We start from the raw sequence: 13,922 nt of genomic DNA on the forward strand, positions 1-13,922 counted from the left end.
GAGGCATTTTATGCTAAGCATGAAAACGACGCCGAACCATACTGGCGTCAAGATCAGCGGAGATTATTTCGATTTGGATGAACTGAACCAAGCCATCTACAAAGTCATCGGCAAAGAAGGCGAATACCACGGCTATGAAGGATCGCGTTTGCGGATACTTGGCGTTTCCTATGAAATCCGCCACGCTGCACAAGGCGACCGCAATGTCGATTTCGTCTTCAACGGCTTGCACGAGCACACGAAAAAACAGCATGGCTTTATCGCACCGGACAAAAATATTTATTTCTCGGTAGAAGTGCTGTGGCCAGAGCTTTTGTATGCAGCTTATGCACTCCATGATTTCGTCCGGCTATATGCGGACAAGCGCGGCGACTTGCTGGCTGACACCTACGCGCCGGTGATTGCGAAATTCCAGGCACTCGTCCTCGAATGCCTGCAAGGCCACGTGCCGGGTGAAGAATACGCAGCAATCCTGGAAGCGTTCCGCAAATCGCCGTCGGTCAACGATTACGCCATCCAGTATGTGGACCTGTTGAACTTGAAATACATCGGCATGACCAAACAGCAACGCGAAAAAAGCCTTTCCGCCATCGCCATGAAACTCACGCTCCAGGATCCCGAGTATCAGGCGTTCCGCAAACAAATCATCAACGCAGCGGCTCCTGAAAAACGGCCGATCCACGAAATCGGAATCCAGGCAGAATACCCTGAACAAGTAGAATGGTAAAAAACCTCTCGAGCCTCAACTCGAGAGGTTTTTTACGCTTCAATTTGAAAGACCAATAAATCGCTGTCCTCCGCTGCCAATAGCTGGTGCTTTTCCATCGGGGCGAGATGGAGGACGTTTTCCGGCGTCGCCTCGACCGTTTCGCCTTCCGATGTGAACTGCACACGCCCTTTCCGTACCACGATGACCACTTCTGCATCCGCATGATGCTCCGGGATGGCTTCACCTTTCCGCAATTGAATGTTCATCACTTTGGCATTGGCCGTCTGTAAAACTGCTGCACTTTTCTTCGCCTTCTCTCCCAATACATTCGGAGTCTCCTTCGTTTCCATTTCAAGCCTCCTATTCTGCTCAACGGCGCGGTTTGGCCGGTTCTGAAACTTTTTCGAGCGCTGTTTCCGCTTCACGCTGCGCTTTGCCTCTTACGGCGATATCGCCGAGCGAGACGATGCCGATGACTTGTTCTTGCCGCACAATCGGCAATCGGCGGATTTGGTGCCTCGCCATCAACGAAGCCGCCTCCTCAACCAGCATCTCTTCCGTTCCGGTGATCAAGGTTTCCGAGAAAATTTCTGAAATCGGCGCATCGGCCCCGAGCTCTTCCGCAATGCCCCTCAGGACGATATCACGGTCCGTGACGATGCCGACAATCCGTCCTTCTTCACAAATCGGAATCGACCCGACATTAATTTCACGCATCTTGGCGGCAATGTCTTGAATCGTTACAGTTGGCGGGCAAGTTTCTACATCAGTTGTCATTATTTCCGCTATTTTCATGCCGTCTCCTCCTTGAATTCTCTCTATTAATAGTCTTTATCCTCTTTTGAAGGTTGGAAACGTCATTAGTAAAAAGAATAGGTATTTCTGTCTTATTAATTTACACCGTCTCACGCTCGCGAGGGGTCTCGCTTCCCATCGAATTCCGGGCTATGGTACACTACCGGACATTATGCGTTGGAAGGAGAATGACAATGATTAAAAAATGGTTTATAGGCCTATCCCTTGGTACATCGCTCATTGTATTATCAGCATGCGGCGGTGCCGATGAATCCGCAGAAAACGAAAACGCGCAACCTGAAACTGAAGAACAAGCCCCTAGCGCCGAGGAAAGTGCCGGACAACCGGAAATGCCAGAGCCTGATTTGGAAGGCGTCCCTGACGTCGTGGCAGAAGTGAACGGTGAAGAAGTAAGCAAAGAGGAATTTGAAACAGCCTATACCGGGCAATTCCAGCAAGCGGCCATGCAAGCACAAATGACCGGCCAGGAAATCGACCAGGCTCAATTGAAAAATCAATTAGCTGAAAGCATGGTCGGCCAGAAATTGCTCGTCCAAGAAGCTGAAAATCAAGAATTGACTGCGTCCGATGAAGAAGTGGACCAAACTTTGGAGCAGTTGGCACAGCAAAATGGGCTCGAGTCGAAAGATGAGTTCCTAACGGCCTTGAATGAACAGGGCATGGCCGAAGATGAAGTCATGTCCCAAATCGAAACACAAGTAAAAGTGGACCAGCTGATCGCTGAATCCGCCGGGGATACGACTCCTAGCAAGGAAGAAGTGGAAGCAGCTTATGAGCAACTCAAAACCCAGCAAGAACAAATGGGCAGCGAAGAAGAACTCCCTGCTTTTGAAGAACTGAAACCAGACCTTGAAGAACAAGTCAAAATGCAAAAGGAAAACGAAGCCACTCAAACACTTGTAGCGGAACTTCGTGAAAAAGCAGAGGTCACGATCAATCTTTAAAACAAAAACCAGATCCGGATGAACCGGATCTGGTTTTTTTGATTAGCTGTAAATAATAATTGGTTTACTGGACCGCGAAACGCTTATTCCACCAATTGAATGAATTGGCGCGTCCGTTCGTGCTGCGGGTTTCCAAAGAAATTCTCCGGATCCGCGGATTCGATGATAGTCCCTTGGTCAATCATGATGATGCGGTCCGCCACTTCCTTGGCGAATTTCATCTCGTGGGTCACGACGACCATCGTCATGCCTTCTTCCGCGAGTTGCTTCATAACCTGCAGCACTTCTCCGACAAGTTCCGGATCGAGCGCTGAGGTCGGCTCATCGAAGAGCATCACTTTCGGTTCCATCGCAAGCGATCGGGCAATGGCGACGCGCTGTTTTTGCCCGCCCGATAATTTACTCGGATAGACATCCGCCTTATCGCTCAAGCCGACTTTCTCCAATAGTTCACGGCCGAGCTTTTTCGCTTTTTCTTTATTCATTTTTTTGACCGTAATGGGTGCTTCGATGACATTCTCAAGTACCGTCTTGTGCGGGAAAAGATTGAAATGCTGGAAGACCATGCCGACTTCGGCGCGGATCTTCGTCAAATTGTCTTTTTTCGGATCGACTTTCTTGCCGTCAATCGTGATGGATCCTTCGTTAATCATCTCCAGGAAGTTAAAGCATCTGAGCAGCGTACTTTTACCGGATCCGCTAACCCCGACCAGAACAACCACCTCTTGGGGCTGGACGTGAAGATCCACGCCCTTCAACACCTCGAGATCACCAAAGGATTTGTGTATATTCTCTCCAATAATCATAACTGCTCCTCCTTAGGTTTTGTCCACATCAAGCCGGTTTTCATACAAGCGCAAGAGCAGCGTGAAAATCATGACGAGCACGAGGTAATAAACCCCGACGACCAGAAATGATTCGAATGGCTGATAGGACTGCGCAGCTTCCCGATTGCCGAGGGAAAAGATTTCCGCGACACCGATAATATAGACAAGCGATGAATCTTTCAAGGTGATGATGAACTGGTTGCCAAGCGGCGGAATAGAGCGGCGCAGTGCTTGCGGGAATACAATCCGCTGCATCGTCTGCTTGCGATTCATCCCAAGCGACATACTGGCTTCGCGCTGGCCTGGGTCCACCCCTTGGATCGCCCCACGGAAAATCTCCGCGATATATGCGCCGTTATGGACGCCGAGCGCAATCGCCCCTGCCCAGAAGTTAGACATCGTGTAAAACTCAACAATTCCAAAATACAAAAACATGATTTGAACAATCAAAGGCGTCCCGCGAATGATTGTAATATAGATGTTGGCAATTGCTTGTAAAATTTTAGAACCTGAAATTTTCATCAACGCAAAAACTAAGCCAATCAGCGTCCCGAGAATTACACCAACAGCCGTCAATTGCAATGTAACGAGTGTCGCTTCCAGGAAGCCTGGATAGGTTCGAATAAAAACATCATAAACCGTGACAAGTAATTCTGGCATACACATCCCCCTCTTTACTTCAAATCATTATTCAAGAACTTCTACACCTTCAAGGTCAATATCGAGGAGATTGCGGCCGAACCATTTTTGTGAAATTTCATCGTAGGTACCGTTCTCAATGATTGTATCCAAGGCTTCATTAACTGCAGCGAGTAGTTCTTCATCGTCTTTACGAACAGCGATGGAAGGTTGCTCTACCCATAGCGGATCTCCCACCATTTCAACAGCCAAGCCCTCATTCTGAGCTTCAAAGCCAACTACGTCTGCCGTAATGACAGCGTCCAGGCGGCCTTCAATTTCCAAATCCTGCAAAGCTACTACGTCACTGGAATAGTACTGGATATCGTCGGTGTGCTCCTGAGCTACCGTGTCATATGTAGTCTGGCCGACCACTCCAATTTTCTTATCTGCCAGATCATCAACAGACTGGATATCGGTCGTTCCTTCACGCACGAAAATAGCGCCGCCTGAATAATAGTAAGGGTCAGAGAAACTCACCTGTTCCGCGCGCTCTGCAGTTTTAGACATCGAACCGATAATAGCGTCAAAGCGGTTTGAATTTAACCCCTGGATAATTGTTTCAAATGGCGTAGTCACTGGACTTGGTTCCAGTCCCATTTCTTCTGCAATGGCATTGCCGATATCAATGTCAAACCCTTTAAGTTCGCCGCCTTCTTCAAAACTGAACGGTTTGTATAGTCCACTAGAAGCAGTCGTAAATTGCCCTTCTTCAAGAAGGTTCAAATCACTGCCTGCCGCTCCTTCGCTTGATCCTTCCGAGCCGGTGGTTGAGTCATCCGATCCACAGGCTGCCAAAAGCATGCCTGCTGTTAAAATTACGCCTGCCGTTGTAAATTTTTTATTCATCTTGCTCTCCCCTTTTCGTGTATGTTTGACCAAAACGCCGAAGCGATTCGGGACGTGCCTGCAATGGGTTATGTCATATGAAGATGTCCTGGTCACTGTAAGCCGCTTCGAGCTGTGCGAGTTTTTCTTTCACTTTTGCATGTTCTTTGACATAGACAAAGCGCATCACAGAAGTCAATAACGCATGGACCGCCGTATAGGAATCGATATTCAAGTTCGCATTGACAGAAACCGTGAGCACGATATCGGCACTTTTTGCGGCTGGTGAGTCTTCCCTGTCGGTCAAGACGATCACTTCCGCTCCTTTGCGCTTCGCTTGCTCCAAAGTATCCATCAAGGTGCGCGTATAGCGCGGGAACGCGAACGCGATAATCGTATCGTGCGGTCCAAGCTCTGCCATCTGCCCATAATAAGCGGCAGTGCCAGGCTGCATCATCGCTGAATTTCCAAGCGCACTACCAAGCCAGCCCCCGAACCATTCGGCTAAGCCGAAATCGAAGAAATTGCCTGTGACGTAGCGCTGTTCAGACTTGCTGATGCGGTCGACCACTTGCAATAAATTTTCTTCATTGATCGTTTGCTTGAGCTTCAGGATGCTGGTGATGTCTGCATCGAGCAAGTTTTCAAGAAACGACTGGTCCGCAGCAGCAGGCTGTTCCTGCTGCGCATTGTCCAGCCGTTCTTCCGCCAGTTTGCGCTGGAGCGTATGCTGAAACTCTGTATAACCCCTGTAACCGAGCTTCTGCGTCCATCTGATGACGGTCGATTCACTGACCTGTACGCGCCTCCCTACTTCCAATGCGGATGAAAAAGCAATGAATATCGGTTCGCGGAAAAAGAGGTCTGCTATCTTTTTTTGACCAGAACTGAAATCTTTATATGAAGCTGACACATTTCGCAGTAAATCCTGCATATTCATTCCCCCATCGCAAGAACACGCGTAGTTGCTTGTAACATAGTATATACTTTTGCAGGATTCCCTGCAATATTTTACTGAAAATTCTGCTAGCGTTTATGACATTTTCCTCATAAATATACCGTTAAACCAGTCTTTGCAGCAAAAACACACAAAGCAAAAAAATTTCACTATCCTATGCATTAAGCGCTCCGCCCTTTTCTTTCGCCTTTTCCAGCTATTGTTGTACACTATTTGTATAACTAATTTAGATGAGGTGCTGCTCGTGAAATGGGAAGATCGGATTTTCAAGTTATTCATTTTTTGGTATATCTGCGGCGTTATCTTGCTGAGTTTTGATTTATTGCCGCCCTGGCTAGAATGGGCCAACGCCTTCTTCCTGATCCTTGCGGGAACACTCGGCTTCCTTTATTTATGGCGGCGCTTCGGCCCTGCAATCGGCGGATCGATCGGCGTACTCATTTTTTTCTCGACGTTCATCGTCGAATGGGCTGGCGCTGACAGCGGCTTTCTGTTCGGGTCTTATGACTATACCGACCGCTTCGCCCCGAATGTCTTCGGCGTCCCGATCGCGATCGGGTTCGCCTGGCTCATGGTCATGGCGACAAGCCACGTCATCGCACGCTGGATCGTGCCGGGCGGCGGCATCCTTTACGCAGCCACTGGAGGCATTGCGGCGGTCATCATCGACTTGATCATCGATCCGGTCGCCTATAAAGTGAAAGGCTATTGGCTATGGGAAGACACAGGTTTCTACTATGATATCCCGTGGACCAATTTCACTGGCTGGTTTATCGTGGCATTCGTCCTTCACCTGATACTCGATGCCGCCTTCAAAAGTCAGAAGCTAGAAGTAGCAGCGGGACAGGCAGAAAAGCGCATGGCTCTGTTGTATGTGCTGATGATCGCCTTGTTCGTGCTGCTCGGGTTGATCGGCGGATTATGGCTGGCTGCTGCATTGACTTCCGTTCTGACGGCAGCGATCGTCGCCCTGGCATGGAAGAGGCGGCCGCAATGATACAGGCCAAAAAATCAGCGCTCTTTGAACGCGCATTCGCTCTCTATTTGATGCCGTCGATCCAGCGGTCTTTTTCACATCTTTACGGCCGCAGCATCCGCCCGCCTAAAGGGCCGGCACTGATCATTTCAAACCACAGCTCCTGGTGGGACGGGCTGTTGTTCTTTTTCCTGAACCGGCGCGTCTGGAACTTGGATGTCCATATCATGATGCACGAACGCGGACTGAAGGAATTTCCTTTTTTCCGCCGGCTCGGCGCCTTTTCAATCGACCGCAGCAATCCGAAAGATATTTTGGCCTCGCTGCGCTATGCCGAGAACTTATTGAAACAAGGCAAAACGGTCATCCTGTTTCCGCAAGGCGATGAATATCATTTGGAGACACGCCCGCTGGAATTTCATACAGGCGTCCTTTACTTGATGGAGAAATGCCCCGAGATTCCGCTTGTTCCGGTACGCTTTTATTATTCAATGCGCCGGGAAAAACATCCTGAAGTGTGGATCGACCAAGGTGACAGCCTGACACTTGATGACATTCCCGCAGGCTCGAGGCACGACAGGACCGTATGGCTACAGGAGCGGGAAACCGCAGCGCTTGACCAGTTGAAACAGGAAGTGCTCGAAGAGAATTACGAGAAATTCCAGGAGATGCTGAAAAGGAGGCGTACATCATGATCACGGCTTTGATCGTCATCCATATCGCCTTTTTCTTGTGGATTGTCTTCAACCGCCTATTCCTCCCAGCGTTGCCCAAACAGCCTTTAGTCAAAGCTGAGCCGCTCGTGTCCATTCTCGTGCCGATGCGCAACGAAGAACGCAACGTGCCGACGATTATCCGTTCATTAAAAGAGACCGACTGGGAAAAGGCCGAATTCATCCTGTTGAATGACCAGTCGACAGACGGCACCCAAGCGGCACTCGACCGGGAAATCGCGGGCGACAAGCGCTTCACTGTCCTGCAAGGCGTCGAACTGCCTGCCGAATGGATCGGCAAAGTCCACGCCTGCCATCAGCTGCAGAAACACGCTTCCGGCGACTACTTATTCTTCGTCGATGCCGATGTCCGCTTCCGCAAGCAGGCGGTGCGGCAGACACTCGGCTTGATGGAAAAACGGCACGCTGCCCTGTTGTCCGGATTCCCTGCTTTTGAAGTGCCGGTGTTCTTGAGTAAATTACTCGTGCCGATGCTTCATTTCGTCATTCTATTCCACTTGCCATTGGCGCTGGCGAATTACGCGAAATTCCCGGCAGCCACCGCGGCAAACGGCATGTGGATGGCTTTTGAACGACAAGCCTACGAGTCGATTGGCGGGCACGAAGCGGTGCGCACTTCACTCGTCGAGGATGTACATATCGCGCGCACGTTGAAGCAAGCAGGCCATAGAGTGCTGCTCGCCAATATCACCGCTTCGGTTAAATGCCGGATGTACGAAACGCCAGCCGAAGTATGGGAAGGGTTTTTAAAGAACAGCTACACCGGTATCGGGCGTTCGCCGCTGATCGCCATCCTGCTGACCTTGTTCTACAGCGTCTTTTACATCTTCCCGCTGTTTCTCGCAACAGCCGGCCTTGTGACGGTCAACTGGATCTGGCTCCTGCCATACGCACTGACCGTTTTGCAGCGCTGGTACATCGACATGGTGACCAACCAGCGCTGGTACTTGGCATTTCTCATTCCGCTTCAAGCGGCAGCCATGCTCGCGGTCATGCTCACGGCCATGAAAAAATCGTTGAAAAATGAGTCCTATACATGGAAAGGCAGGCATTATTCATGAACCGACCACATATCGCTATCGTCGGCGGCGGGCTTGGCGGCTTGTCTGCTGCCATCACGCTCGCGAACGCGGGCATGCGCGTCAGCCTATTCGAGAAAAACAGCCATTTCGGTGGCAAGCTGATGCCTGTCGAACTTGGCAGCTATCGTTTTGATTTCGGCCCCAACACAATCACCATGCCGCACATTTTCCGCGAGATCATTGAGCAGACTGGGCGCGACCCTGAACAGTATTTCCAACTCGAAAAGCTCGCTGTCCATACGCGCAACCATTTCACAGACGGCAGCCACATCGACTTTACGGCAGACCGCGGCGAAATGATCCGACAGCTCGAAACGCTGGATCCTGTTGCAGCCGGTAAATACGATGCGTTTTTGGCTGAAGTCGCACGCCTGTATCGTTCATCCGAGCAATACTTCTTTCCGCTGAGCTTCCAATCGTTCCGGGATTATCTTTCCCCGTCACTCGGTGTGGCCATGCTGAAGGTGCGCCCGCTTGAATCGATGGACCATTTTTTCAGCCGCTACTTCAAGCACGAAGGCTTGCGCCAGGCAGTCGGTCGCTACGCTACCTATATCGGATCATCGCCTTATAAAGCCCCTGCCACGTTCGCGATGATCGCTCACCTCGAACTGTCGCAAGGCGTCTTTTACGCTAAAGGCGGAAACGTATCGATTGCGCAAGGCTTTGCAGCGGTCGCAGCGGAATGCGGCGTGGAAATGCATCCCGAAACCGCTGTCGCCCGCATCCTGACAGAACAAGGCGAAGCATGCGGCGTAGAACTTACGGATGGCGAACAGATTGCTGCCGATGCCGTCATCTTGAACGGAGATTTATTGTCGGCATTTCCTGAGTTGGTGAATGAAGCAGAGCGTCCGTCTTTTCGGGATATGAAACGTGATCGATTCGAGCCGTCAATCTCGGCTTTTGTCATTACGGCAGGGCTTGATGTACGCTTGCCCGAACTGAAGCATCATAATGTCTTCTTTTCGGCCGATTATCCCCGCGAGTTCCGTGAATTGTTTGCAGACAAACAATATAGCGGCGAGCCGACCATCTACATCAGCAACTCGTCCCATTCGGACCCGTCCGTTTCGCCGCTAGGGGACAATTTGTTCATTCTCGTCAACGCCCCTGCCCTGACAGCGCAAGGCGATTTGCAAATTGACCCGGAACAATATAAAGAACGAATTTATGATTTATTGGAATATTATGGAATAAAAATACGTAACCACCTGCAAGAAGAACGGATCTTCACTCCTGAATTCATTCGCGATAAATTCGGGTCTCACCGCGGAGCTTTATACGGGCCGTCTTCCAATCGCCCTAAAGACGCTTTTTTACGGCCGTCGAATGCGAGCCGCGACATTCAAGGATTGTTCTTCGTCGGTGGAAGCGTCCACCCCGGCGGCGGTTCCCCAATGGTCACATTGAGCGGCTTGAATGTGGCGCGGCGCTTGATCGAAAGCTATTCATCGTAGAATGCAAAAAAGCTGTTTCCATCCGTCAGTTGTGGCGGATGGAAACAGCTTTTTCCTAGTTATTATAAGCATTGCAGGATGGACTGCTTGGAATCGTCCGTTACGTAATGCTTTTCGTGAAACACTGTATATTCTTTCGAGCGGATTGTCGACAGGATTTCCCTGTAGACAAGCGCTGCCCCTTTAACCGGCACACGGGAGGATAATGGATAATCATTGATTGTCTCAAATGCGCGATCATAATGGAATTCAGCTATGCTGGCAAGTTCTTCCCAGACCTGAATGAACGATTCCGACACCGTGCCGCTTCCTAGCGCTTCTTCGGCAAGACCGTATTTCCGCATGATGTCCTGCGGCAAATAAATGCGGTCCATCGACAGGTCTTCTCCGATATCGCGGAGGATATTGGTGATTTGCATGGCGTAGCCAAGCGAAATCGCGCCGTCTTTTAACAGAGCGGTGCGCCCTGGCGCCAGAATCGGTAACAACATCAGCCCCACCGTGCTCGCAACGTGGTAACTATAATCCAAAAGCTCATCCAGCGTGCGGTAGCGGTTGATTGTTAAATCCATTTCCTGCCCTTTAATCAATCCGTAAAAGGCGCTGGCGTCCATATCGTAGCTTTCAAATACATCTTCGAGCGCAAGCCACATCGGATCATCCCATTTGATCGAACCTGCGAGGAACTCATCGAATTCTTTACGGAATGCCCTCAGTTCAGGCTCAGGATGGCTGCCTTCATCAACGATATCGTCGACTTTCCGGCAGAAGGCATAGACCGCCCATACGGCTTTGCGCTTTTCTTTAGGCAATAGGGAAAATGCTTTGTAAAAGCTCTTTGAATTGTCGGCGATAATGCGTTCGCAATAGCTATAGGCTTGCTTCAATTCCATCATGAACCGCCCCTTTCTTTCAAATCGCTGTGGATTCTGTCGGCCAGCAATTTCGCTCCTTGCATAACAATCGGTATGCCGCCGCCCGGATGGACAGAAGCCCCTACTGCATACAAATTATCCGTGTCATCCGGTTTGACTTGCGGGCGGAAGACGCCGGATTGCCGCAAGGTCGGCCCGATCCCGAAGCTGCCTCCCTTGAACAAGCCAAACGCTTCTGCCTCTTTTGGCGTGCGCACGTCCATCCATTCGATCGACTTCCGGAGATCCGGAAACGATAATGTCTCCATGCGGTCCAAAATACGCCCGATCCACTCTTCGTCCTGCTGCCAATCAATTTCTGTGCCTGAAGGAACCGGCACCAATACATACAGCACCGATTTGCCTTCAGGAGCCAAAGAATCGTCAATAACAGAAGGATGGAAAGTATAGAATGCGGGATTTTCCGTTTTCTGTCCTCTGACAAAGACATCTTCCATATGTTCTTTATAATCATCACCGATAAAGAATTGGTGGACATTTACATCTTCATACACTTTGTCCAATCCAAAATACAACAGCACACAGCCAGATGAAGGCGTGTATTCTTTCTGTTTTTTCATCGGCGCTAATTGGTTGATTCCGGGGAAATCCCCGTTATAGACAATCGCATCATAAGGCTCGACGCCCGTTTCAGTTTCAACCGCTGTCGCACGGCCATCTTTCTTCACCACTCGTTTGACAGCCGTGTCCAGCCGGATCTCAGTGCCACGGCTGCGCAACTCCCGCTCCATGACAGGGATGATGCTCGCATAGCCGCCTTTCACATAGTAAACCCCGTGCTCATGCTCACTGAACGGTACGAGTGAATACATGGCCGGCGCACGGTAAGGATCCCCACCGATATACAGCGCCTGAAGGGAATACGCCAGTTGCAATCGTTCATCCTTGAAATAATTTTCCATTAGCCGATGGACAGATTGTTGTGGTTTCAGCTTCATCAAATTGCGGATATTGCGGAATGTCCAAAAATCCGCTTTGCGGACAAAGTCATGTTCGAGAAAAGCGGGCTTGCCGATGTCAAAGCGCTTCTGCCCTTCATCCATAAAGCGGATAAATCCAGCTTTATCTTTCGGAAACTGCTCTTCGACTTCCTGCAATTGCCGTTCGCGCCCGGGGTATTTTGTATATACTTTCCCGTCTGTGAAACGGATTGTATAAAGTGGGTCGCATAGTAATAATTCGATGCTTTCGGGATCGATTCCTGCTTGCGCGAACAAATCGCGGAACATTTCCGGCAGCAAGACGATGGTCGGACCTTCATCGATTCGGAAGCCGTCCCGTTCCACAAACGCCATTCTGCCGCCGAGCTTGTGTTCTTTTTCGTAAATAGTGACATCATAGCCGAGCTTTGTTAAATACAGCGCGCCCATCAAGCCCCCGACACCGCCTCCGATCATGGCTATTTTCATACATATCCCTCCACTTTCGGAAGCGGGCCAATCGGAATTCCGGATTTGCCGTCTTCTTTCAAGATGCCGTTCGTGGTGATACGGGCAGATTCCAGGATTGTCGGCAAGCCGCTGCCGGGATGCGTTCCGCCCCCGACCAGCCAGCAATTGTCGAGCTCTTCGAATTTATTGTGCGGACGGAACACCATCATTTGCGATAATTGATGCCCTAAATTGAATGTGGCGCCGCGGTATACGGAGTAATCCGATTCCCAGCCGAATGGCGTCAGCATCTTCTCGACTTCGATATGGTCGCGCAGGTTCTTGAAGTCGGTTTTTTCTTCGATAATATCCAATACCAGCTCACGAAAAGCTTCCTGTTCGTTTTCCCAGCCGATATCGCTGAAATTATTCGGCACCGGCGCCAAGATATACAGCGCCGATTTGCCTTCCGGAGCCAAAGTTGGATCCGTCACGCTGGCGTTTTGGACGTAAATCGAAGGATCTGCCGACAAGATGCGCGACTTGGTCATTTCTTCGACGTTCCGCTTGTAGTCTTTTGAAAAAACGATTGTGTGATGAGACAAATCGTATTTCTTGTCGAGCCCTAAATACAGCATGAAGGTAGAACATGAATATTTTTTCTTGTCGAGCTTTTTGGCAGTATATTTCTTCAGGATGCCCGGCTCCACCAGATGGGTCATTACGTGGGCAAAGTCGCCATTGATGATTACTTCATCCGCTGCTTCGCGGCTGCCATCATACAAGTCGACGCCTTTCACTGTACGCCCTTCTATCCATAATTTCTGGACACCCTTATTGAGATGGATGCGGCCGCCCATTTCTTTAACTGCCTTCGCCATCGCTGCAGACAATTGGTTGACGCCGCCGATCGGATGGTAGATGCCATACGCGTGCTCCATATAGGACAGGATCGTGAACGCGCCCGGGCATTCCCAAGGCGACATGCCGAGGTATTTCGACTGGAACGCAAACGCCATCTTCAAGCGCTCGTCTTTGAAATAGCGGGACAATACATCGTAAAGCGTCTTGCCTGCTTCAAGTTCAGGAATCGCTTTGATCACTTTCGGCTGCATGAGGTCTGTCATGCGGTCCATTTTCGTCTGCAAAAGCGGAGACATCGCTTCGAGCTTCTTGCCCGTGTCTTTCATGAAACGCGCGTAACCTTCTCCGTCACCTTTGAAGTTTTCATCGATTTGTTTGCGCATTGCTTCAGGGTCACGCGTCATCACCAAGTTCTGGTCTTCGAAGCGCAGTTCGTACATCGGGTCCAGTTCGACCGCTTCCATATAATCGTGGACATTGCGCCCAGTCGTTTCGAATAATTCCTCCACCAGATGAAGCATGCTCAAAAACGTCGGTCCTGTGTCAAATGTGAAATCACCTAATGTCAATGCAGCATTGCGCCCGCCGATGCGGTCATTTTTTTCGTAAATGTCGACTTGATACCCTTTGCTCGCTAACAGCATTCCTGCTGCCAAGCCTCCTGGCCCCGCTCCTATAATAATCATTCGTTTTGCCATTGCGTAAGCCCCCGTTTCGCCTCTTAAAAGTTATACAATATCT

15 protein-coding genes are annotated in these 13,922 nt (G+C 50.1%); 6 read left to right on the forward strand and 9 right to left on the reverse strand.

Features of this window, described 5'->3' with window-relative positions:
- Nucleotides 1–10 precede the first annotated feature (10 nt).
- Nucleotides 11–727: a DUF6904 family protein gene (locus tag M1Q06_RS14625; protein WP_434400291.1), complete on the forward strand. Its 717-nt coding sequence runs from the start codon at nucleotides 11–13 to the stop codon at nucleotides 725–727.
- A 32-nt stretch (nucleotides 728–759) separates the two neighbouring features.
- Here M1Q06_RS14625 and M1Q06_RS14630 read toward each other — a convergent pair whose 3' ends face one another.
- Nucleotides 760–1,059: an AraC family ligand binding domain-containing protein gene (locus tag M1Q06_RS14630; RefSeq protein ID WP_434400293.1), complete on the reverse strand. Its 300-nt coding sequence runs from the start codon at nucleotides 1,057–1,059 to the stop codon at nucleotides 760–762.
- A 19-nt stretch (nucleotides 1,060–1,078) separates the two neighbouring features.
- Complete coding sequence (locus M1Q06_RS14635; protein WP_434400295.1) at nucleotides 1,079–1,504, reverse strand: CBS domain-containing protein; 426 nt, start codon at nucleotides 1,502–1,504, stop codon at nucleotides 1,079–1,081.
- Between the two features lie 194 nt (nucleotides 1,505–1,698).
- Here M1Q06_RS14635 and M1Q06_RS14640 point away from each other — a divergent pair, with 194 nt between their 5' ends.
- Nucleotides 1,699–2,469: a SurA N-terminal domain-containing protein gene (locus tag M1Q06_RS14640; protein ID WP_434400296.1), complete on the forward strand. Its 771-nt coding sequence runs from the start codon at nucleotides 1,699–1,701 to the stop codon at nucleotides 2,467–2,469.
- A gap of 83 nt (nucleotides 2,470–2,552) precedes the next feature.
- Here M1Q06_RS14640 and M1Q06_RS14645 read toward each other — a convergent pair whose 3' ends face one another.
- The 4 genes from M1Q06_RS14645 to M1Q06_RS14660 form a co-directional block, all read right to left on the reverse strand.
- Nucleotides 2,553–3,275 (reverse strand): amino acid ABC transporter ATP-binding protein, encoded by a 723-nt coding sequence (locus M1Q06_RS14645; RefSeq protein WP_058382715.1) that lies wholly within the window; start codon nucleotides 3,273–3,275, stop codon nucleotides 2,553–2,555.
- Nucleotides 3,276–3,287: 12 nt separating this feature from the next.
- On the reverse strand, nucleotides 3,288–3,956 hold the full coding sequence (locus M1Q06_RS14650) for an amino acid ABC transporter permease (protein WP_058382714.1): 669 nt from the start codon (nucleotides 3,954–3,956) through the stop codon (nucleotides 3,288–3,290).
- 27 nt (nucleotides 3,957–3,983) lie between these two features.
- Nucleotides 3,984–4,823: a transporter substrate-binding domain-containing protein gene (locus M1Q06_RS14655; RefSeq protein WP_101191669.1), complete on the reverse strand. Its 840-nt coding sequence runs from the start codon at nucleotides 4,821–4,823 to the stop codon at nucleotides 3,984–3,986.
- 73 nt (nucleotides 4,824–4,896) lie between these two features.
- The gene (locus M1Q06_RS14660; protein WP_434400299.1) at nucleotides 4,897–5,736 is read right to left on the reverse strand and encodes a MurR/RpiR family transcriptional regulator; all 840 of its coding nucleotides are present in this window, start codon (nucleotides 5,734–5,736) and stop codon (nucleotides 4,897–4,899) included.
- A 268-nt stretch (nucleotides 5,737–6,004) separates the two neighbouring features.
- On the opposite strand from M1Q06_RS14660, the gene M1Q06_RS14665 reads away from it, so the two are divergent.
- Genes M1Q06_RS14665 through M1Q06_RS14680 form a run of 4 tightly spaced genes read left to right on the forward strand, consistent with a single transcriptional unit; the run spans nucleotide 6,005 to nucleotide 10,012 of the window.
- The gene (locus tag M1Q06_RS14665; protein ID WP_434400301.1) at nucleotides 6,005–6,757 is read left to right on the forward strand and encodes a carotenoid biosynthesis protein; all 753 of its coding nucleotides are present in this window, start codon (nucleotides 6,005–6,007) and stop codon (nucleotides 6,755–6,757) included.
- Nucleotides 6,754–7,431: a lysophospholipid acyltransferase family protein gene (locus tag M1Q06_RS14670; protein ID WP_101191673.1), complete on the forward strand. Its 678-nt coding sequence runs from the start codon at nucleotides 6,754–6,756 to the stop codon at nucleotides 7,429–7,431. Before M1Q06_RS14665 ends, M1Q06_RS14670 begins: the two co-directional genes overlap by 4 nt.
- On the forward strand, nucleotides 7,428–8,531 hold the full coding sequence (locus M1Q06_RS14675) for a glycosyltransferase (RefSeq protein WP_434400303.1): 1,104 nt from the start codon (nucleotides 7,428–7,430) through the stop codon (nucleotides 8,529–8,531). The genes M1Q06_RS14670 and M1Q06_RS14675 overlap by 4 nt, the downstream gene beginning before the upstream one ends.
- On the forward strand, nucleotides 8,528–10,012 hold the full coding sequence (locus M1Q06_RS14680; RefSeq protein WP_434400305.1) for a phytoene desaturase family protein: 1,485 nt from the start codon (nucleotides 8,528–8,530) through the stop codon (nucleotides 10,010–10,012). Before M1Q06_RS14675 ends, M1Q06_RS14680 begins: the two co-directional genes overlap by 4 nt.
- A 62-nt stretch (nucleotides 10,013–10,074) precedes the next feature.
- Here M1Q06_RS14680 and M1Q06_RS14685 read toward each other — a convergent pair whose 3' ends face one another.
- Genes M1Q06_RS14685 through M1Q06_RS14695 form a run of 3 tightly spaced genes read right to left on the reverse strand, consistent with a single transcriptional unit; the run spans nucleotide 10,075 to nucleotide 13,879 of the window.
- Nucleotides 10,075–10,905, reverse strand: a complete 831-nt coding sequence (locus M1Q06_RS14685) for a phytoene/squalene synthase family protein (protein ID WP_434402888.1) — start codon at nucleotides 10,903–10,905, stop codon at nucleotides 10,075–10,077.
- Entirely contained in the window at nucleotides 10,905–12,356 is a 1,452-nt protein-coding gene (locus M1Q06_RS14690) for a phytoene desaturase family protein (RefSeq protein WP_434400307.1), read from the reverse strand. The genes M1Q06_RS14685 and M1Q06_RS14690 overlap by 1 nt, the downstream gene beginning before the upstream one ends.
- Entirely contained in the window at nucleotides 12,353–13,879 is a 1,527-nt protein-coding gene (locus M1Q06_RS14695; protein WP_434400309.1) for a phytoene desaturase family protein, read from the reverse strand. The genes M1Q06_RS14690 and M1Q06_RS14695 overlap by 4 nt, the downstream gene beginning before the upstream one ends.
- Nucleotides 13,880–13,922 lie beyond the last annotated feature (43 nt).

Source organism: Planococcus sp. 11815, from assembly GCF_051096385.1.
Classification (GTDB): domain Bacteria; phylum Bacillota; class Bacilli; order Bacillales_A; family Planococcaceae; genus Planococcus; species Planococcus citreus.

Excerpts from the sequence above, each read along its gene's own strand:
- M1Q06_RS14625 (WP_434400291.1), top strand. The coding sequence starts at position 11 with ATGCTAAGCATGAAAACGACGCCGAACCATACTGGCGTCAAGATCAGC.
- M1Q06_RS14630 (WP_434400293.1), bottom strand. The coding sequence starts at position 1,059 with ATGGAAACGAAGGAGACTCCGAATGTATTGGGAGAGAAGGCGAAGAAA.
- M1Q06_RS14635 (WP_434400295.1), bottom strand. The coding sequence starts at position 1,504 with ATGAAAATAGCGGAAATAATGACAACTGATGTAGAAACTTGCCCGCCA.
- M1Q06_RS14640 (WP_434400296.1), top strand. The coding sequence starts at position 1,699 with ATGATTAAAAAATGGTTTATAGGCCTATCCCTTGGTACATCGCTCATT.
- M1Q06_RS14645 (WP_058382715.1), bottom strand. The coding sequence starts at position 3,275 with ATGATTATTGGAGAGAATATACACAAATCCTTTGGTGATCTCGAGGTG.
- M1Q06_RS14650 (WP_058382714.1), bottom strand. The coding sequence starts at position 3,956 with ATGCCAGAATTACTTGTCACGGTTTATGATGTTTTTATTCGAACCTAT.
- M1Q06_RS14655 (WP_101191669.1), bottom strand. The coding sequence starts at position 4,823 with ATGAATAAAAAATTTACAACGGCAGGCGTAATTTTAACAGCAGGCATG.
- M1Q06_RS14660 (WP_434400299.1), bottom strand. The coding sequence starts at position 5,736 with ATGCAGGATTTACTGCGAAATGTGTCAGCTTCATATAAAGATTTCAGT.
- M1Q06_RS14670 (WP_101191673.1), top strand. The coding sequence starts at position 6,754 with ATGATACAGGCCAAAAAATCAGCGCTCTTTGAACGCGCATTCGCTCTC.
- M1Q06_RS14675 (WP_434400303.1), top strand. The coding sequence starts at position 7,428 with ATGATCACGGCTTTGATCGTCATCCATATCGCCTTTTTCTTGTGGATT.
- M1Q06_RS14680 (WP_434400305.1), top strand. The coding sequence starts at position 8,528 with ATGAACCGACCACATATCGCTATCGTCGGCGGCGGGCTTGGCGGCTTG.
- M1Q06_RS14685 (WP_434402888.1), bottom strand. The coding sequence starts at position 10,905 with ATGGAATTGAAGCAAGCCTATAGCTATTGCGAACGCATTATCGCCGAC.
- M1Q06_RS14690 (WP_434400307.1), bottom strand. The coding sequence starts at position 12,356 with ATGAAAATAGCCATGATCGGAGGCGGTGTCGGGGGCTTGATGGGCGCG.
- M1Q06_RS14695 (WP_434400309.1), bottom strand. The coding sequence starts at position 13,879 with ATGGCAAAACGAATGATTATTATAGGAGCGGGGCCAGGAGGCTTGGCA.